A 17,622-nucleotide genomic window follows, 5' to 3' on the forward strand; every position below is an offset into this window, starting at 1 on the left:
CAAAAAAGCGCGATGAGTTATTCATCGCGCTTTTTGGATTTCTAGCTTGGCAGTTTTCAAACTAAGCTTGCTTATACGCTGTATTTCCGCACTAACCCTTTATTTGCCAGCTACAGGTTTGGCCTGCAAAAAATGGAACAATTGGCTCGCCATTTGGTAGGATAATTTGCTCAGGAATAGTCCAGTCTTGTTTTTCAAGCGTTATCGTATCGGTATTACGTGGAAGACCATAAAAATCGGCGCCGTAGTGCGAGGCAAAACCTTCTAGTTTGTCCAGTGCACCAAGTTCGTCAAATACGTGAGTATACAGCTCAATCGCACTCCAAGCGCTATAACAACCGGCACAACCACAGGCATTTTCTTTTGCTCGTTTTTCATGAGGCGCAGAATCTGTCCCTAGGAAAAACTTACTGTTACCAGAGGCAACGACGGCACGTAAAGCCTGTTGATGAATGTTACGTTTTAAGACAGGTAAACAATAGTTATGCGGTTTAACACCACCCACTAATAAATCGTTTCTATTAAGTAGTAAATGTTGCGGGGTAATTGTAGCGGCGACATTGTCACCGGCGGCAATAACAAACTCTGCGGCGTCTTTTGTGGTGATATGTTCAAATACAATTTTTAGTTCAGGAAATGCCGCGACAATACGAGTTAAATGTTGGTCGATAAACTCTTTTTCACGGTCAAAAATATCAATGTGGTTGTCGGTAACTTCACCGTGGATCAGCAACAACATACCTTGTTTTTGCATCTCTTCAAATATCGGAAATAATGCGTCTAAAGCACTTACTGCGGCATCTGAATTTGTTGTTGCACCAGCAGGATACAGTTTTGCCGCGACGGCCCCAGCGGCCTTAGCATCGGCAATATCTTGTTGAGTTGTTTGATTGGTTAGATATAACACCATGAGCGGTTCAAATTGACTGCCAGCAGGACGGGCAGCAAGAATACGTTCGCGGTACGCATTGATATCAGAGGCATTGGTCACAGGTGGCACCAAATTAGGCATTACGATGGCACGCTGGAAACAACGAGCTGTTGCAGCTACGGTTTCTTTTAAGATGTCGCCATCGCGAAAATGAAGGTGCCAGTCGTCTGGTTTTTGAATTGTAATGGTGGTCATAGGGAGTCCTAACGAAGTTACTTTGACTTATTGAGCGATCAGAATTTCTCAATTATACAGCAAAGTCGGTTTAATGTGGTTAATCAAACCGACGTATTGATTCTAAACCAGATTATTTGGTTCGATTTGCGCGTTCTTCTTGGCGTAAACGCCATGCTTTGGCAACGGAATAGCGCCATAACCAGTTGATCCCAAAATAACCAATAATGGCACTAACAGTAGAGACAACCAAACAACCAAAAATAAAGGTGGGGCCAATGGTGGATAAACTCTGCATCAACCAATCCCAACTTGGTTCAAACGCAAATTCGTAACCTGTATCGCCTAAGATCATTTCTCCCACTAAATAACACCCATAAAACATCGGCGGCATCGTCAGTGGGTTACTTATCCATACAAGGGCTACAGACAAAGGTAAATTTACCTTAAAGACAATTGCGCCAACAGCGGATAACCACATTTGAAATGGAATAGGAACAAAGGCGTTAAATAACCCAACGGCAAATGCGCCGCGGGCTGATTTTCGGTTTAAATGCCACAAATTAGCATCGTGCAAAAGGGAGCCAAACATATTGACGGCACGATTCTTTTTGATCGAATGGGGATCTGGTAAGTATTTTTTTATAAATTTTCTAGGCATAACTTTGTAATCAGATGAGATCTGTACCTAAGTGTTGGAAACACAATCTATATTTAATTTGTGTGCGTAAGGTACATCAATTTTTATTAATTGTAATTAACGAATTATGACAAAAATCCAAGGAAGGGCATTTTGTTAGCAAATATTGTGTATTACCTGTTTGGTCATTGGCTGGGAATAAACAGTCCCATTGTCTTGCCGTTTATCGTATTGGCTATTGTTTTATTGTTAGCTGTTGCAATGCTAATTGTCTGTTGGTTGAGCACCTTATTGTCACCGCAATCACGACATCGATGTTTGCATTTGGTGTTTCTAATTTTAGGGTTTTCAGTGCCGCAATTGTATGGCAATTATTACTATAACGACTGGCGACCGCATTTAGGTAAACAGACATATCAAATTGAAGGGGTTGTTCTAAATCGCTTGGCAAAACCTTATGGCGATGTGGTTTATTTAGGGTTAACCAAAGTTAATAACAAGCCTATATCCTCTTTTTGGGGTTATAAAAAAGTAAAAGTACTGTTTACCACAAGTCATTTAAAAACCATTGATAGGATTGATTTAAACGACACTTTACGATTAACCGCTAAACTGAGCCAAATTACAGGCTATGAAAATCGGTTTGGCTTTAATTATACCCAATGGCTATTTGGTCATAGGGTATTGGCCACGGGCAGTTACAAACAAGACTTTACACAAACAGCCATTAGCGACCAGTCGAGTCAAACTGCGTTAGGCAAGTTGAAGCAGGTGGTAAGTCAATATCAATACGGCAAGTTTATACTGGCATTGGTCGTCGCGGATAAGTCTTTATTTGAACAAGAGGATTTTAAGCAACTTCGTAATTGGGGAATTAGCCATTTGTTCGCAATATCTGGCCTGCATATCGGTATTTTAATGGGCTTGATGATTATAATTTGTAGACAACTGTCACGCGTTTTACCGATGTTTTGTTCGATGAAGTTTTGCCATTTTGTAAGTGTATTGCTTATTTGGTGGTATCTAGCCATTTTAGACTTCCCAGTTTCAGCCACCAGAGCCACTTTACTATTAACGTTTGGGTTAAGTTTGTTGCACTGCCGTTTGTATCTGCAGACATTTAACCTTATAGGCATTGTCATGGTCGCGAGTTTGGTGATTGATCCAACCAATATGGTAAAACCGGCTTGGTGGTTAAGTGTGTCAGCCGTATGCAGCTTATTTTTGATCATCCGTCTGTGGCCAAATTCATCCGAGCAGACATTTGATGAGGTAGTTAAACAAGAGGATAAACAAGAGGATAAACAAGAGGATAAACAAGAGGATAAACAAGAGGATAAACGAGAAGAAATTACAAGTGGCTGTGGTGGCAAAGCGGTCAGTCATGTTGTTTGCAATAATGGAGCTTTGATAAACAAAATTAACAAACACACCGCTTTGAAAATTGTCGTTATGCCTTTTGTTTTGTCATTTTCACGTAATAAACAGAGAATAATTTCGATAGCAAATAACGTGATACTAAATTTGCAGCGGCTTTTTATTTTACAGGTGGCGTTAACACTAGGTATGTTGCCCGTTGTCATTTATTGGATGCAAGGGATACCGTTACTTGGGTTAGTTAATAACATTATAGTCATTCCTTTATTTAGTCTTGTCATCGTACCTGCGATATTTGTAGGGACAATTGTTGAGTTAATTAGCGGCTCAAAGGGGAATTGGATCTACCAAATTGTCGATGCAATATTTGACCGGTTATGGATGGTGTTAGATTTTATTCCTTATAATGATATCTGGGTTATTCTGCCGGAATATTTTGCCTGGCCTGTATTGGTCATACTCATTTTACTTGTGTGGTGTCATTCGATATCCGTTTTTTTTCGTCGGCGCTGGTTTCATGTAATTGGGGTTCTATGTGCTTGCGTGTTTATCCCATTGCACAGTTTTGTTACAACGAAGGTTTTTAACAAAACGACAACAATACGTATTTTTGATGTCGGACAGGGAACTAGTGTTTTAATTTCCAACAATCAAACAAACATGCTTTATGATCTCGGTCCCGTGTTTCAGTCAGGTTCGAGTGCGACACGTCATGCGGTTAAGCCAATGTTAGACAATCTGTTAATTGATACCTTGGACCTTGTTGTTGTCTCCCATAGTGATACCGATCACCGTGGTGACTTGTCCGTACTTGATACACTAATCATTAAACAGCATTTGAATGGCTGTAAACAATTAGCGTCCTTACAACATACCTATTCTCAGGCTGGATTCGAACTGACCTTGTTGTGGCCAACCAGCGCGATTTTAACAAAAGCTGCCCATATTGAACCCGAAACTAACAGCGCCGCTATCGAAAAAGACCACACGTTAGCTAATGGGATAGCCAACTATACTGACAATGCTTTGTCCTGCGTCATAAAATTAAAAGATCAAAGTTCAGGTAAGTCGCTGTTATTAACAGGTGATATCGACTTAAAGGTTGAGAAAGCCCTTAGTGAGATGCATTTGGCTAACAAGGTAAACTTAAATAGCGATATTATTATGTCGTCTCACCATGGCAGTAAGTTTGGCTCTAGCACATTATTTTTACGATTAGTCGCACCTAAGCTTGTTATTCATAGTGCAGGACCCAATAATCGATTTAACTTTCCGCACCCAGACGTCTTAAATCGTATAGCAGAGCTTGGCATAGAGCAGTATTCAACAAGTTATTTGGGGGAGATTGTTATAACTTTACAAAAACAAACGTTAAGCTTTGGTCATGTTAATTTTCAGTTGAATATGTGGAGTCCATACTGGAAAAGACAAAATCCTTTTAGCATTCACGACCAAATAAGATAGAATCCACTTTTAGTTTAAATTAATTAGTTAACGGACAAACTTTTGGCAGAAAAGTATACCAGTACGTTTAAGCGTTTATTCAGCTACGTCAAACCATTTAAACTCGTTTTTAGTATTGCCATCATAGGTATGGTCGGCAATGCTGCCATCGACGCGTTATTTATTTCTCAGATACAAACTTTCATCGACGAAGGGATCACGGGCAAAAGCAGCGATGTGTTGGCCTACGCCCCGTTATTTGTGATCATTGTATTTATACTCCGTGGATTAACCAATTTTATGGCGACTTACGGTCTAGGCTGGGTCGGCTCAAATGTTGTTATGTCGCTACGCCAAGAATTATACGAAAAGATAATGAACTTGCCGGTGAGTTATCATGACCAAACATCGACAGGCAGCTTGATTTCAAAGATCACTTACGACACCGAACAAATAGAAAATGCGGCAAGTAAAGCTCTAATGGTATTGGTCCGCGAAGGGGCTTATGTAATCGCGCTATTGGGGATCATGTTTTACCATTCGTGGCAATTAAGCATAGCGATTTTTGTATTGGTGCCAATTGTGGCTGTGGTCGTCAGTTTAGTGACAAAACGCTTTAGGGTCATTTCAAAACGCATTCAACAAGCCATGGGAAATGTAACGCGCCAATCAGAACAAATGGTATCTGGACATAAGGTAATTCTCGCGTTTGGTGGTCAAGAAAAAGAGACGGAAGAGTTTAAAAACGTTAATAACAATAATCGTCAGCAACGAATGAAAATGGTTGCAACTAAATCGTTGAGCGTGTCGAGCATTCAAATCATTGCCTCGTTTGCGTTAGCCTCGGTATTGTATCTTGCCGCCCAGCCAGACATGTTAAGCAGTCTTTCACCTGGTACCTTTACCGTTGTTATCACATCGATGATGACGTTACTTCGCCCGTTAAAGCAACTAACCAATGTGAATTCCGAGTTTCAACGTGGCTTAACAGCGGCGCAAAGTGTTTTTGAAATACTTGATTTAAACGCAGAACCTAATAACGGCACAAAAGTATTAGAAAAAGTGTCTGGCCAAATAACTTTTAACAATGTTGGTTTTGCATATTCAGGAACCGACACTAATGTCATAGAAAACCTTAATTTAGAAATAGAAGCCGGTTCCACTGTGGCATTTGTAGGTCGTTCAGGCTCTGGCAAAACGACGATATCAAATTTTATTCCACGCTATTACTCTCCAGGTGCTGGGGTTATAAGTCTTGATGGGGTTGATCTTGAAGATTTGGAATTAAATAACCTTCGTTCCCACATTGCATTAATGTCACAGCACGTAGTGTTATTTAACGACACAATAGCCAATAACATTGCCTATGGCTTAAAAGAAGTCTCACGTGCTGAAATAGAAAACGCAGCGAAATTGGCGCATGTTATGGAATTTGCATCGAGTAAAGCTGAAGGCTTAGATTTTATGATCGGTGAAAACGGCAGTGCATTATCGGGTGGTCAGAGACAACGAATTGCGATTGCCCGCGCATTATTGCGTAATGCACCAATATTTATTATGGATGAAGCGACCTCAGCGTTAGATACAGAGTCAGAACGTGCCATTCAAGATGCGTTAAATACACTAATGAAAGACCGAACCAATATTGTAATTGCCCACCGTTTATCGACCATCGAAAACGCCGATAAAATTGTGGTAATGGACCAAGGTCGTATATTAGAGCAGGGCAAACATGCCGAATTATTAGCACAAAACGGGGCATATGCTGCGTTGTATCAACTGCAGTTCAGTGAAGGCTCAGCGTAGTGCGTTGGATAGAACAAGGCTGGTACAACAAGTCATTAAAAGTTTATGTATTGTTGCCATTTATGGTGGTCTTTTACGTCATTTATAAAATACGACTCGGGTTATTTAAACTTGGCGTGTTAGCACAAGTTCGAGCCGATATACCGGTTATTGTCGTTGGTAATATATCCGTTGGTGGTACAGGTAAAACACCTTTTGTAATTTACCTAGTTAAACTATTACACAGTATGGGCTACACACCCGGAATAGTGAGTCGTGGGTACGGTGCTAAATCCGATCCTACAATGCCATTTCCCCGTAGTGTTAACCCTCAGATGCAAGTTGACTATTCAGGTGATGAACCAAAGTTAATGGCACTGCGAACCAAGGTGCCGGTTGTCATTAGCCCAGTTCGTTCTGAAGCCGTTGCCTATTTAACGCAGCAATTTAGTTGTGACATTGTGATCTCAGACGACGGACTTCAGCATTACCAAATGGCCCGTGACGTTGAAATTGTCATTGTTGACGGCCAACGTCAATTTGGTAATGGCTGGATGTTGCCAGTAGGGCCACTGCGAGAGCCCAAAACTCGACTAAACTCAGTAGACCTTATCGTTGAAAACAGCGGATTTAGCTCAAACGGTGACTACCAACAAATTGCTGGTGGCATTGTTCATATTACTCAAGATGGCACTGTAGATATCGAAGACTTCTCAAATGGAGTGCATCTGGTAAGTGGTATAGGCAATCCGCAACGTTTTGAACAAACGTGCAAGGAATTAGGGATTAATACATTGAGTACCAGTTGGTTTGACGACCATCATGCATTCAGTATTGCTGATTTTGCTAAGTTTGGTTCAGAAGACATCATTTTAATGACGGAAAAAGACGCTGTTAAATGTCGCGAATTTGCGCAACCTAATTGGTATGTGCTACCAATCGACGCGAAAATTTCAGATACATTAGAACAAAAAATTAAACACATAATTGTCAATAAATGCGGCAGTGTTAAAAACGACAACCGCAATACAAGCAGGAAATAACAATGGCATTTGATATTAAATTATTAGACATTTTGGCTTGCCCGATTTGTAAATCAACGTTGAATTACCAAAAGCAACAAAACGAATTGATCTGTAAACTCGACAGAATTGCTTATCCAATTAAAGATGATATCCCGGTGATGTTAGAAGGCGAAGCGCGTCAACTCACCATCGAAGAAATAGAAGCGTTAAAATAAACCAATCAATCTCATTTCTGTCGCGGTCTTGTTTGCACAATACGTAAGGTTTATTACTGCGGCTAGATAAGGAAACCTATGTCTACCAAAGCAAAATTTGTTGTTGTGATCCCAGCACGATACGACTCGTCTCGTTTACCCGGAAAGCCATTAGCTGACATAGGGGGTAAACCTATGGTGCAGTGGGTTCATGAGCGTGCCGTGGCAAGTGGCGCCGATAGAATAATTGTGGCGACGGATGATGAAAGAGTCAAAACAGTAGTTGAGCAATTTGGTGGTGAAGTGTGTTTAACCCGCAAAGATCACGACTCAGGAACCGAGCGGTTAGCTGAAGTTGTCGAAAAATATGGTTTTGATGAGCAAACGATTGTGATCAATGTTCAGGGTGACGAGCCGATGATCCCATCTGTGAACATCAGTCAACTTGCCAACAACCTAGCAGCACTTGATGCCGAGTTAGTAAAAATGGCAACATTGGCGGAACCGATTTGTTCAGTAGCTGAGCTTAACAACCCAAATGTCGTTAAGGTGGTTACCGACGAACAGGGACTTGCAATGTATTTCTCTCGCTCTGCAATTCCATTTGACCGTGACAATACAATGGCAATCAGTGACTACCCCTATTTACGTCATATTGGTATTTATGCCTATCGCGCGGGTTTTATAAAACAATATGTGAGTTGGCAACCAACAGCATTAGAACAAATTGAGTCGTTAGAACAGCTTAGAGTTTTATATCACGGTGAAAAAATTCATGTCGCCCCAGCGGTTGAGCCACCGCCAGCGGGCGTGGATACAGCGGAAGATTTAGAACAAGTACGCCGCTTAGTTGCGAGTTTAAAAGCACTATAATGCAAACTTCAAATGAACACCTCGATACAATTGACGTGGTTTACAGCCACGACGATTTTTATGTAGCGGTAAAACCTCACAACGTTAACTTTCACGATGAAGGGGATACCGGCAATGGCTTTTTTAATCGATTAAAAACCCAATGCAACGAAGTATTATTTCCCGTGCACCGACTCGATAAACTCACCAGTGGGCTGGTTATCGTAGCGAGAACTAAAACGGCCGCCCAGTGGTTTCAGCAAGCCTTTGAGCAAAACCAAATTGAAAAACTCTATTTAGCCTGTTCCGGTCATAAACCTAAAAAGAAGCAAGGTTCTGTCATCGGAGATATGGCTAAATCTCGAAATAGTGCCTGGAAGTTGCTGAAAACGACATTAAACCCTGCGGTTACTAAATTTTTTTCCTGGGGGGATGAAACCCAAAGTCGTGCTATTCGCTGGTTTTTAATTAAACCAGAATCAGGCAAAACACATCAGATACGAGTCGCATTAAAGTCAATTGGTGCGCCAGTTTTAGGCGATACTCTATATAGCGGTGCAGAGGCTGAGAGAGGGTATTTACACGCTTTTTCGCTTAGATTTGACTACCAAGGTACACCGGTAGAACTAACTCAAATGCCTTCTACTGGTGAGTATTTTTTGACGATGCCGCAAACGGTATTAGCTGCTTTAACTTCAGGGTTTGATCTCAAATGGCCCAAATCAAAATCGTTTCAGAAACCCACAAATGTGGCGACTGGAAGTGGTGGATCTGTTCTAAAACAAAATCAAATTGAAAATAAAATATGAGTAATTACGAAACCCGATTTGGCGGCATTGCGCGTCTATATGGAATACAACAAGCTCAGTGGATACAACAGGCTCACTTTTGTGTTGTGGGTATCGGAGGTGTGGGTACTTGGGTTGCAGAAGGGCTTGCCCGCAGTGGCATAGGGAAAATTACGCTCATTGACTTAGACGATATATGTACCACCAATACCAATCGTCAAATTCATGCCATGCAAGATACGATAGGCAAAGCCAAAGTTGACGTTATGGCAGATCGTATCAAGGCAATAAATCCAGATTGTGACGTGACCTGCATAGAAGATTTTGTCACTGCGGATAATTTAACTGAAATTTTTGGTCAAAAAGACAATGTAAAATTTGATCTCGTCATCGACGCTATAGACAGCATCAATGCCAAAACTGCCATGATTGCCCATTGTAAACGCAATAAACTGCCTATCATTGTCACAGGTGGCGCTGGAGGCCAAATCGACCCAAGTGCCATTGAATATGGTGACTTGGCAAAAACAACACACGATCCGTTATTATCTAAAGTGCGCAATTTATTGCGACGGGACTTTAATTTTTCAAAAAATACCAAGCGTAAATTTGCAGTTGACTGCGTGTATTCAACTGAACAGTTACGCTATCCGCAACTTGACGGTTCAGTTTGCCAAGCAAAAGCATCGGCAGAGGGCAGTACACGTTTAGATTGTAATTCAGGTTTTGGCGCGATTACTATGGTCACGGGGTCATTTGGCTTTTTTGCCGCCTCAAAGGCAATTCAAAAATACCTCAGTAAAAAGACAAGGGAACTGGGAGAGTAATCATGGCAATGTTAGTTAATATTCCTGGGCGACCTTTGGACAAATTGATCAATAAGCTCAGTGAGTATATCAACCCAGACGATATTCATGTGTGGCCAAATGTGCCTGATAAAAACGCAATTAATTTTGCCTTAGTTTGGAAACATCAAGCCGGTTCGCTAAATGACCTTCCGTCATTAGCTGGAATTTCGTCGTTTGGCGCGGGGGTAGATTCAATTCTAGCGGACTCGGAGCTCCCTAATGTCCCTTTGGCCCGTATTGTTGACCCCGACCTTGCTGACAATATGGCAAATTTTGTTTATACCATGATCCAACACCACAAATTACGTTTGGCGCAGTTTGGTCAGCAGCAAAGAAGCGCAACTTGGAAACCTAAAAGCCCACGCCGAAATAAGCACGTGGGAATATTGGGACTTGGTCAACTTGGTCAAGCCACAGCGAGACTGTTAGTGCAACAGGGGTTCACAGTTTCAGGCTGGAGTGCTTCTAAAAAAGCCCTACCTAACGTTTCTTCATATACAGGTGAGGAAGGGTTAACAACGCTTCTGACTCAAAGTGATTATTTGGTTTGTTTGTTACCATTGACGGCGCAAACGACAAATATTTTGAATTACAATAATTTGAGTCAATTGCCACAGGGCGCGGCGGTGATTAATGTTGCCCGAGGTGAACACCTTGATGATGACGCGCTTATTACTTTATTAAATAGTGGCCACATTGACACCGCGTATTTAGATGTCTTCAAACAAGAACCCTTGCCAAAAGAACACAAGTTTTGGCAACAAAAAGGGATTTTTATAACCCCTCATGTTTCGGCCGTCACCAATGTTGAAACTGCGGTAAGTCAAATTATCGAAAACTACCACCGGGTTAATGCTGAACAACCGATGTTAAACTGTATTGACCGTGAGTCAGGTTACTAATTTAAACCCATTTTAATGGGTTTTAGTACTCATGTTTTACTAGCAACTATTAGCCACAAAACCAAAGCACAACATACCAAAACATGACCGCTATATGCGGTAGGGCAACAGTTGGGCGCAAAGCGTTTTTGCCATAACTTAATATAAGACCCAAAGTGCTTGGGCGAGTCAGTAAAAACGCTGAATTAAACTGGAAAGCTTGGGTATCGTTAGTAATTTGGCTGTCACCTAATGATTCATTATTTGCTGTTTTATCATCAGCGACTATGTCAGTTGGTCGCAGCGCATCTTCCAACATCAGCAATCTATCTTCTATACGAAATTGAAAGGTTTTCCAAATCGCGTCAGTTAACCAAAACAAACCGCTAAAAAACACTAGGGTTAGGGTTGGCGAGTGCCATGACAAAATCAAACAGACCAAAATTAGATGACTTAGTTTTATAACCAAAGCATTTTTTTCGTAGCTGTCGTATTGGTTTTGCAGTAAACACCATTCTTGTTGCAATGCTGAGTTTGTTTGTTGAGTCATGATTGGTTACTTTGCCATTTTTGTTTTATAAAGTCGCTCGCGCGTTCTGCCAGCATTATCACGGGAGCATTAGTATTGCCGCCAATTAGCGCTGGGAATACTGAAGCGTCTATAACACGTAAGTTATTGATACCGTGCACTTCTAACTGAGGATTTACCACCCCCATTGGATCTTGTTCATGGCTCATTTTGCATGTGCCAATCGGATGATAAACGCTGTCAGTATGATTTTTTAAATGCTCGTCTAATTCATCATCCGTCATTAAATGTTCGTTATGAACCGACCGAATTTTGTGTTTTAGCATGATGTCCGACTCTAAAATCTTAGATGCTTCTCGGACACCTTTTCTGAGAATTTCGAGGTCAGCCTTTTCACCTAAAAAATTAGGATCAATTAACGGCGCATCAAATGGATCATTGGACCTTAATTTAACCGAGCCTTTGCTTGCTGGCCGCAGGACACAAGTGTGGCAACTATAACCATGTTTTAAACTGGCACGCCAATTACGCGCATGGTCTTGAACAGACGCGACGACCAAATGAAATTGAATATCTGGGCGCTCTAATGCGTCGTCGGTTTTAACAAAGCCGCCGGATTCAGCAAAGTTTGATGTCAGTAGTCCCGACCGATTTACAATTAAATTAACCAGTTGTCTCCCCATATGCCAGACACCCCGGAACGATAAACCAAAGGTGGTCGGGTTATTGCTCAAATAGCTACTGACATAATCTGGATGATCTTGTAGGTTTTCACCTACGCCGGGTAAGTCATGGACAAGGTTAATGTTGTTATCCTTCAGATGTTGTTTTGGGCCCACGCCAGAAAGCATGAGTAATTGTGGGCTACCAAAAGCACCGGCACATAACAAAACTTCTTCGTTTGCAGTAAATTGAACATTGCGGTCGTGCTTAATACCACTGACACCAATACATGTTTTGTCTTTAAAACTAAGGTGGGTAACATGCAAACTGGTTTCTATTGTTAGGTTTGAACGGAAACGTACGGGGTCCACATAGGCTTTTGCTGCGCTGCATCTAAGCCCATTCTTTTGAGTGACCTGATAAAGTCCAACCCCTTCTTGTTCTGGGCCATTAAAGTCTAAGTTATGGGCTATGCCGATTGACATACCCGCGCGAACAAAGTCACTGGCGACTTGGTTATTCGAACGAGTATTGCTGACATAAAGAGGTCCAGACCCTCCGTGTAACGCATTTTCACCGTTTTGATTATTTTCGGACTTTATAAAATAGGGCAGAACATCTTGCCAGCCCCATCCTAAGTCCTGCCAATCGTTATAATCTTGTTGATGGCCACGAATATAAATCATTGCATTAATGGAACTTGAACCTCCAAGCACCTTGCCACGGGGTTGATAACCACATCGGCCATTTAAACCCGGTTGTGGAACAGTGTCGTATGCCCAGTTTTTGTATTTTGTTGGCACTATGGTAACGGCCCCCGAGGGGATTTGCACCGCAGGGGTTTTATCATCTGTGCCGCTTTCAATCAGCAGTACGTTAACATTAGGATCTTCGCTTAACCGATTTGCCAATACACATCCAGCAGAACCACCACCGACAATAATAAAATCAAAGCTTCGCATTATTTATTTTCAACATATTGTTTGATATCAATAAGGTCCTGATGCAACATTTTGGTCAATGAACCTTTAAAAAATGGCATCATAATGGTGGAGAGTATTTTGGTGAAGGCTCCTTGAGGCTCACCCGTAAATTCCATTGTGAGCTCGGTCTTATCATTACTTATCGCGGTGACTGAAACCACTGAACGATATTTAGTTTTATGGCTTTCAGCCAATACTACGTAATACTGATTTGGGCTAATTTCGCTAATCCACATGGTTTCAAAGGCTTCTTTACCCATCATAATGCGGGATTCTCGCCACGTTAAACCAACTTTGTCGGAGTCGCCTTTTTTTAGTATCTCAATGCTATTAATGCTGGAAATCACTTCACTAGAATGTTCAATGTCGGTAATTGTTTGCCAAACATCCTCGATATTACTATTCACTGTAATTTGAGTTTTGGTGTGCATGAAATATCCTTATTGATATCGTTGTTTAACGTGTTCAGGCATTTTTTTGGTAAATTGAACTGTAAACGCGTTTAACAAATCGAGCAAATTATTTGGTGGTAAGTTTTCGAGCTTTTCAAGGCTGTAGGCAATTGCTTCAATAGAAGAAAGGCTAAACTCCTGACTTGTAGAGCGTATCGAATACTGGCTTTCGTTTGCCAATGCAAATTGCAAATGTGGCAGTTTTTTAAGCCATGGATTCACAAAGTAAATACGCTTAGCCTTTCGCCATGTGCCATCTAAGATAACTAAATAGTCAAAACTTATGTCTGAGGCAAGTTGGTCAAAAGGCGTCGCTGAATCACTCGGGAACAACAGCGCTGTTTTGCTATTAACAAGGGTCTGCATTATGTCCGCAAAGTCTTGTTCCGATTCGCCTATAAACACCTCGATGTTCGAACACGCCATTTTCGCCAGTTTTATGGTGTTCTTTTTATTTTTAACTTCGTCGGGGTGCTGTAGCACTATCAGTTTAGTTCTGTTGTTAACCGGTTTTATTGCCTCACAAAGGCAAGTGACGATTGGAAAATCACAACGTTTGCAACATTCTCTAGCCATGTTTAATGCTCCGTCATTTAGGTGAATTTTGATTTAGTTTCTTTTGAATCAACAGACCAGTTACAATGACAATAAGTGCAATGACAGTCGAAAAATAGATTTTTTCACCAAGAAATAGGTAGAAAAAAACCAGAGATAAAAAGGGGGATAAATAAATTAATACGCTGATCTGAGCGGTACTTTTTGCCAGTTGCATAGCCTTTAACCAAAGCACAAATGCGACACTCATTTCAACTAATCCGATATAAATACTGGCAGCTATCGTTTGTGGATGAAACGTGAAATCCTGCCAATAATAGACACTCATAATAATCAACCATGGGATAGAACAGAGAAAATTAAGCATAACGGACGTTGTTGGAGAAGCGCTATTACGGACATTCACAATCCAATAAAAGGCCCAAATTAAGGTTGATAAAATCGCCAGTAATACACCCGCTAAGTCAAACATTAAACCGGTTCTAAAATCTAAACCGGTGACCAATATCACTACGCCAAAATAGCAAATGACTAACCCTAAAATATCGCCAAGTGACAACTTGTGTTTTAAAAATGGCACTGCCAATAATGATAGTACGATTGCCCAAGTGTAATTTATTGGTTGAGCGATTTGGGCTGGTAATCTTTCGTAAGCGGCAAATAACACCAAATAATACAAAATGGGATTTAAGAAACCACAAAGTAAATAAAATGCAGGCGACCGTTTAAATATAGTTACGAGCGACGGCGTCTTATCGTTGTCTTTAATTTTGATCGACGTATCGTCAAAAATGTCGGTTGCGGCTTTAGTTGGCTGATTATAGATTTGAAAAAGATAAATCATTACCAAAATAACAGCGGAACTAAATGACGCTAAAATAACAACTTCTATATAACTAGAGAATTGCAGAGCTAGTTTGACTGCTGTGCCCACCGTTGACCACAGCAAAACAACAAAAATGGCGATTTTAAACGCCAGTTTTTGATCTTTAACAGGTTCCATAGTGTCGAAACTTAGTGGGTTTTAAGCGTTTCTTGATACGGGGGCCACCCAAGTGGCTTGCCAGCTAACACATGTAAATGTATATGATAAACTGTTTGACCACCGTCATTATTGCAATTCATGACACAACGATAGCCATCGTCGGCAAATCCCATTTGTTTCGCTATTTTTGCAGCGGCGACGTAAAGCTTACCAACGAGTTCGGCATTTTGGTCGTTAATGTCGTTTGCAGTGACGATTTGAATTTTGGGGATCACAAGAAAATGAATAGGAGCTTGTGGGTTGATGTCTTTAAACGCCAACACATAATCGTCTTCATATAAAATATCTGCAGGAATAGTACGGTCGATGATTTTATCAAATATTGTTTCGTTGGTCATAATTAGGTCCGTGACAAAAGAGTAAAAGAAAAACAAACTGCTTACTTTAGCGACTACCATCAGACTCGCATTTTGTTATGGCTAGATTATGCAATAAGTTACAGCGAAACAAGAAACTTTAATTCACACTAGTGCGCTTAATTTAGCGAGCAAAAGAGCCTAAATAGTAAACTTTTGAGCTGCAATACAGTTTAATTTGTCGCATCTGCGCTTTTTACGTTTTTTTTATGAAGTGATTTAGTTATGATTGCTCCATTGTAATTTGACCCTAAGATACTTTTGAAATTTAACCTACTAATCATCACGTTATTAATTGTTCAATGTTTTTCGTTTACAGCAAAAGCTGTTGAAGTGGAAAATCTATACATTGGCAAAATATTAGTTAATGACCGCACCCAAAAAACGCGTGTGAAAGCCCACCGCTGGGCGATTGAACAGGTGATCACAAAAGTAACGGGCAATCGTGAAATATTAGAAAATGATGATATCAAACGAGAAGTTAGGCTGCGGACCGCTAATTACATAAAATCATTTACATTTACAACGGATGAACACAACCGCACCTTTTTGGTGGATGAATTCGACCAACAAAAAATCGACAAACTATTGCGCGATGTCGGCGCATCTATTTGGGGCCAACGCCGCCCACAAACCCTTGTTTGGTTCGTTATCGAAGAAGGCCTAAGTCGACAAATTGTCGATAATGACTCAGCGCCACAAATTACCGAGTTGTTACTTCAGGCCTCTGATAACCGAGGTTTGCCATTGACCTTGCCTGATAAAGCAGCGATATCGAGCGTACATTCCTCTGACATTTGGGCTAAGTTTGATCACATTATGAGTCATGTTTCCGCCGGACATGATGTCGAACATTACGTCATGGCAAGAATGTATTACGAAACCATAGGTGGACAGGAAGCGTGGGTGTTAGATTTTCAGCTCATGGATGGCCGAGAGATGTTACTCAAACAAGAATTTCGTGGCGAACAATTTAATGTTGTCCGAGACATGGTTAACGCACTGGCTGACTATTTTGCTTCACAATATTCTATTCGAAGCGAAGTATTAGGACAAAAGTCTCTTCAAATGACCATCGAAGGTGTGAACAATATTGTTGATTTAACGACAATAGAAGGCTATTTGAAAAACCTTCCACCGGTTTCTAGACTCGAATTAGAACGTATTCAAAATAATAATGCTCAATTTGTTTTACATCTGTCTGGGCAAGGTTTAGATGTGGTTAAAGCATTAGACCTGCTTGGTGAATTTGTACAACTAGAAGATAAAGTTGTTGAGACAACTGAAACACTGTCTGTGGCTGAGCAACTAGAGCAATTAAGAGAATCTTATTTACAGCAAGAGCAACTTGTTGAAAAAATGGCGTCACAGGAAGTTACCTCTTTACGCTACCGCTGGGTACCGTAAATGCAACTACTTTTGCCGGTCACTCTTAATCCACGATTGTCATTTGATACGTTTGTTGAACCCGAGAAATCTTCTGGTTTGATCACAAGTGTATTAAAAGAAGGCATCGACGAAAGTGAGTTTACTTTCTATTTGATTGTCGGCAGTGACGATGTTGGCAAAAGCCATATTTTAAACGCCTGTTGTCACCATGCAAATCGAAAAGGCAAAACAAGTATGTTAATGCCAATGGAACAAGTGATTGGTTTGCCGACTGAAACAATTGACGGGTTAGAAAAAGTCGACGTGTTGTGCATAGATGACCTAAATTTAGTACTAAAAGATCACGACTGGCAGATCGCAATATTTAACTTATTTAATTCAATGCAGCAAAATAAGTCGACTCTAATTATTTCATCAAATGTATTACCTGCAGAAATGGAAATTACGTTACCGGATTTGGCCTCAAGAATGCAATGGGGAACCTTGTTTCAACTTACTGGTTTAAATAACGACGAAAAAGTAAAAGCGTTAATAACCCATGCAAACGACATGAGCTTTGAATTGCCCGAAGACGTTGCAAAACTCATGTTAAATCGACTACCACGTAAAATGTCGTTTTTAATGCAGGCCCTGTACCTTTTGAGCCGCCAAACGATTGAAAAAAAACGCAAAGTCACCGTGCCATTTGCCAAAGAAGTATTGGAAATTTAAA

The 17,622-nt window shown here is 40.8% G+C and carries 18 protein-coding genes; 10 read left to right on the forward strand and 8 right to left on the reverse strand.

Translation table 11 applies throughout. The features are described 5' to 3' along the window. Positions 1 to 91 precede the first annotated feature (91 nt). Both pyrC and KO525_RS03545 read right to left on the reverse strand, forming a co-directional pair. On the reverse strand, positions 92 to 1,126 hold the full coding sequence (gene pyrC / locus KO525_RS03540) for a dihydroorotase (protein WP_215962408.1): 1,035 nt from the start codon (positions 1,124 to 1,126) through the stop codon (positions 92 to 94). A 112-nt stretch (positions 1,127 to 1,238) separates the two neighbouring features. Further along, entirely contained in the window at positions 1,239 to 1,766 is a 528-nt protein-coding gene (locus KO525_RS03545) for a DUF2062 domain-containing protein (protein WP_215962409.1), read from the reverse strand. Between the two features lie 132 nt (positions 1,767 to 1,898). Between KO525_RS03545 and KO525_RS03550 the strand changes: the two genes are divergently transcribed. The 8 genes from KO525_RS03550 to KO525_RS03585 all read left to right on the forward strand — a co-directional run bounded on the left by KO525_RS03550 (position 1,899) and on the right by KO525_RS03585 (position 10,959). Continuing rightward, positions 1,899 to 4,586, forward strand: a complete 2,688-nt coding sequence (locus tag KO525_RS03550) for a ComEC/Rec2 family competence protein (RefSeq protein WP_215962410.1) — start codon at positions 1,899 to 1,901, stop codon at positions 4,584 to 4,586. 42 nt (positions 4,587 to 4,628) lie between these two features. Continuing rightward, positions 4,629 to 6,371: a lipid A export permease/ATP-binding protein MsbA gene (gene msbA / locus KO525_RS03555; RefSeq protein WP_215962411.1), complete on the forward strand. Its 1,743-nt coding sequence runs from the start codon at positions 4,629 to 4,631 to the stop codon at positions 6,369 to 6,371. Next, on the forward strand, positions 6,371 to 7,393 hold the full coding sequence (gene lpxK, locus KO525_RS03560; protein WP_215962412.1) for a tetraacyldisaccharide 4'-kinase: 1,023 nt from the start codon (positions 6,371 to 6,373) through the stop codon (positions 7,391 to 7,393). The genes msbA and lpxK overlap by 1 nt, the downstream gene beginning before the upstream one ends. Before the next feature lie 2 nt (positions 7,394 to 7,395). Further along, positions 7,396 to 7,590, forward strand: a complete 195-nt coding sequence (locus tag KO525_RS03565) for a Trm112 family protein (RefSeq protein ID WP_215962413.1) — start codon at positions 7,396 to 7,398, stop codon at positions 7,588 to 7,590. A gap of 78 nt (positions 7,591 to 7,668) precedes the next feature. Then, on the forward strand, positions 7,669 to 8,442 hold the full coding sequence (kdsB, locus tag KO525_RS03570; RefSeq protein ID WP_215962414.1) for a 3-deoxy-manno-octulosonate cytidylyltransferase: 774 nt from the start codon (positions 7,669 to 7,671) through the stop codon (positions 8,440 to 8,442). Beyond that, positions 8,442 to 9,230, forward strand: coding sequence for a TIGR01621 family pseudouridine synthase (locus KO525_RS03575; RefSeq protein ID WP_215962415.1), 789 nt, complete (start codon positions 8,442 to 8,444; stop codon positions 9,228 to 9,230). Before kdsB ends, KO525_RS03575 begins: the two co-directional genes overlap by 1 nt. Then, positions 9,227 to 10,036, forward strand: coding sequence for a tRNA cyclic N6-threonylcarbamoyladenosine(37) synthase TcdA (tcdA, locus tag KO525_RS03580; RefSeq protein ID WP_215962416.1), 810 nt, complete (start codon positions 9,227 to 9,229; stop codon positions 10,034 to 10,036). The genes KO525_RS03575 and tcdA overlap by 4 nt, the downstream gene beginning before the upstream one ends. Positions 10,037 to 10,038: 2 nt before the next feature. Continuing rightward, positions 10,039 to 10,959, forward strand: a complete 921-nt coding sequence (locus KO525_RS03585; protein ID WP_215962417.1) for a glyoxylate/hydroxypyruvate reductase A — start codon at positions 10,039 to 10,041, stop codon at positions 10,957 to 10,959. A gap of 49 nt (positions 10,960 to 11,008) precedes the next feature. Here the strand turns inward: KO525_RS03585 and KO525_RS03590 are convergent, their stop codons facing one another. From KO525_RS03590 to KO525_RS03615, 6 genes are read right to left on the reverse strand one after another with little or no spacing between them, the layout of a single operon-like run. Beyond that, the gene (locus KO525_RS03590) at positions 11,009 to 11,488 is read right to left on the reverse strand and encodes a hypothetical protein (RefSeq protein ID WP_215962418.1); all 480 of its coding nucleotides are present in this window, start codon (positions 11,486 to 11,488) and stop codon (positions 11,009 to 11,011) included. Then, entirely contained in the window at positions 11,485 to 13,092 is a 1,608-nt protein-coding gene (locus KO525_RS03595; RefSeq protein WP_215962419.1) for a GMC family oxidoreductase, read from the reverse strand. Before KO525_RS03595 ends, KO525_RS03590 begins: the two co-directional genes overlap by 4 nt. Continuing rightward, positions 13,092 to 13,544, reverse strand: coding sequence for an SRPBCC family protein (locus tag KO525_RS03600; RefSeq protein WP_215962420.1), 453 nt, complete (start codon positions 13,542 to 13,544; stop codon positions 13,092 to 13,094). The genes KO525_RS03595 and KO525_RS03600 overlap by 1 nt, the downstream gene beginning before the upstream one ends. A 9-nt stretch (positions 13,545 to 13,553) precedes the next feature. After that, on the reverse strand, positions 13,554 to 14,141 hold the full coding sequence (locus tag KO525_RS03605) for a tRNA-uridine aminocarboxypropyltransferase (protein ID WP_215962421.1): 588 nt from the start codon (positions 14,139 to 14,141) through the stop codon (positions 13,554 to 13,556). A gap of 13 nt (positions 14,142 to 14,154) precedes the next feature. Next, the gene (locus tag KO525_RS03610) at positions 14,155 to 15,123 is read right to left on the reverse strand and encodes a DMT family transporter (protein WP_215962422.1); all 969 of its coding nucleotides are present in this window, start codon (positions 15,121 to 15,123) and stop codon (positions 14,155 to 14,157) included. Between the two features lie 11 nt (positions 15,124 to 15,134). Next, on the reverse strand, positions 15,135 to 15,503 hold the full coding sequence (locus KO525_RS03615; protein ID WP_215962423.1) for a histidine triad nucleotide-binding protein: 369 nt from the start codon (positions 15,501 to 15,503) through the stop codon (positions 15,135 to 15,137). Between the two features lie 279 nt (positions 15,504 to 15,782). On the opposite strand from KO525_RS03615, the gene KO525_RS03620 reads away from it, so the two are divergent. Together KO525_RS03620 and hda are read left to right on the forward strand one after the other, a co-directional pair. Further along, positions 15,783 to 16,928 carry a DUF2066 domain-containing protein gene (locus KO525_RS03620; RefSeq protein ID WP_215962424.1) on the forward strand — a complete coding sequence of 382 codons (1,146 nt, stop codon included), beginning with the start codon at positions 15,783 to 15,785 and terminating at the stop codon, positions 16,926 to 16,928. Further along, positions 16,929 to 17,621 (forward strand): DnaA regulatory inactivator Hda, encoded by a 693-nt coding sequence (hda, locus tag KO525_RS03625; protein ID WP_215962425.1) that lies wholly within the window; start codon positions 16,929 to 16,931, stop codon positions 17,619 to 17,621. It begins immediately after the preceding gene. Position 17,622 lies beyond the last annotated feature (1 nt).

Origin of the sequence: Psychrosphaera sp. B3R10, from assembly GCF_018861025.1 — a bacterium.
GTDB lineage: Bacteria > Pseudomonadota > Gammaproteobacteria > Enterobacterales > Alteromonadaceae > Psychrosphaera > Psychrosphaera algicola.

What these genes read in the sequence shown, in the direction of transcription:
- pyrC (WP_215962408.1), bottom strand. Translation starts at nt 1,126, where the DNA reads ATGACCACCATTACAATTCAAAAACCAGACGACTGGCACCTTCATTTT.
- KO525_RS03545 (WP_215962409.1), bottom strand. Translation starts at nt 1,766, where the DNA reads ATGCCTAGAAAATTTATAAAAAAATACTTACCAGATCCCCATTCGATC.
- KO525_RS03565 (WP_215962413.1), top strand. Translation starts at nt 7,396, where the DNA reads ATGGCATTTGATATTAAATTATTAGACATTTTGGCTTGCCCGATTTGT.
- kdsB (WP_215962414.1), top strand. Translation starts at nt 7,669, where the DNA reads ATGTCTACCAAAGCAAAATTTGTTGTTGTGATCCCAGCACGATACGAC.
- KO525_RS03575 (WP_215962415.1), top strand. Translation starts at nt 8,442, where the DNA reads ATGCAAACTTCAAATGAACACCTCGATACAATTGACGTGGTTTACAGC.
- tcdA (WP_215962416.1), top strand. Translation starts at nt 9,227, where the DNA reads ATGAGTAATTACGAAACCCGATTTGGCGGCATTGCGCGTCTATATGGA.
- KO525_RS03585 (WP_215962417.1), top strand. Translation starts at nt 10,039, where the DNA reads ATGGCAATGTTAGTTAATATTCCTGGGCGACCTTTGGACAAATTGATC.
- KO525_RS03590 (WP_215962418.1), bottom strand. Translation starts at nt 11,488, where the DNA reads ATGACTCAACAAACAAACTCAGCATTGCAACAAGAATGGTGTTTACTG.
- KO525_RS03595 (WP_215962419.1), bottom strand. Translation starts at nt 13,092, where the DNA reads ATGCGAAGCTTTGATTTTATTATTGTCGGTGGTGGTTCTGCTGGATGT.
- KO525_RS03600 (WP_215962420.1), bottom strand. Translation starts at nt 13,544, where the DNA reads ATGCACACCAAAACTCAAATTACAGTGAATAGTAATATCGAGGATGTT.
- KO525_RS03605 (WP_215962421.1), bottom strand. Translation starts at nt 14,141, where the DNA reads ATGGCTAGAGAATGTTGCAAACGTTGTGATTTTCCAATCGTCACTTGC.
- KO525_RS03610 (WP_215962422.1), bottom strand. Translation starts at nt 15,123, where the DNA reads ATGGAACCTGTTAAAGATCAAAAACTGGCGTTTAAAATCGCCATTTTT.
- KO525_RS03615 (WP_215962423.1), bottom strand. Translation starts at nt 15,503, where the DNA reads ATGACCAACGAAACAATATTTGATAAAATCATCGACCGTACTATTCCT.
- hda (WP_215962425.1), top strand. Translation starts at nt 16,929, where the DNA reads ATGCAACTACTTTTGCCGGTCACTCTTAATCCACGATTGTCATTTGAT.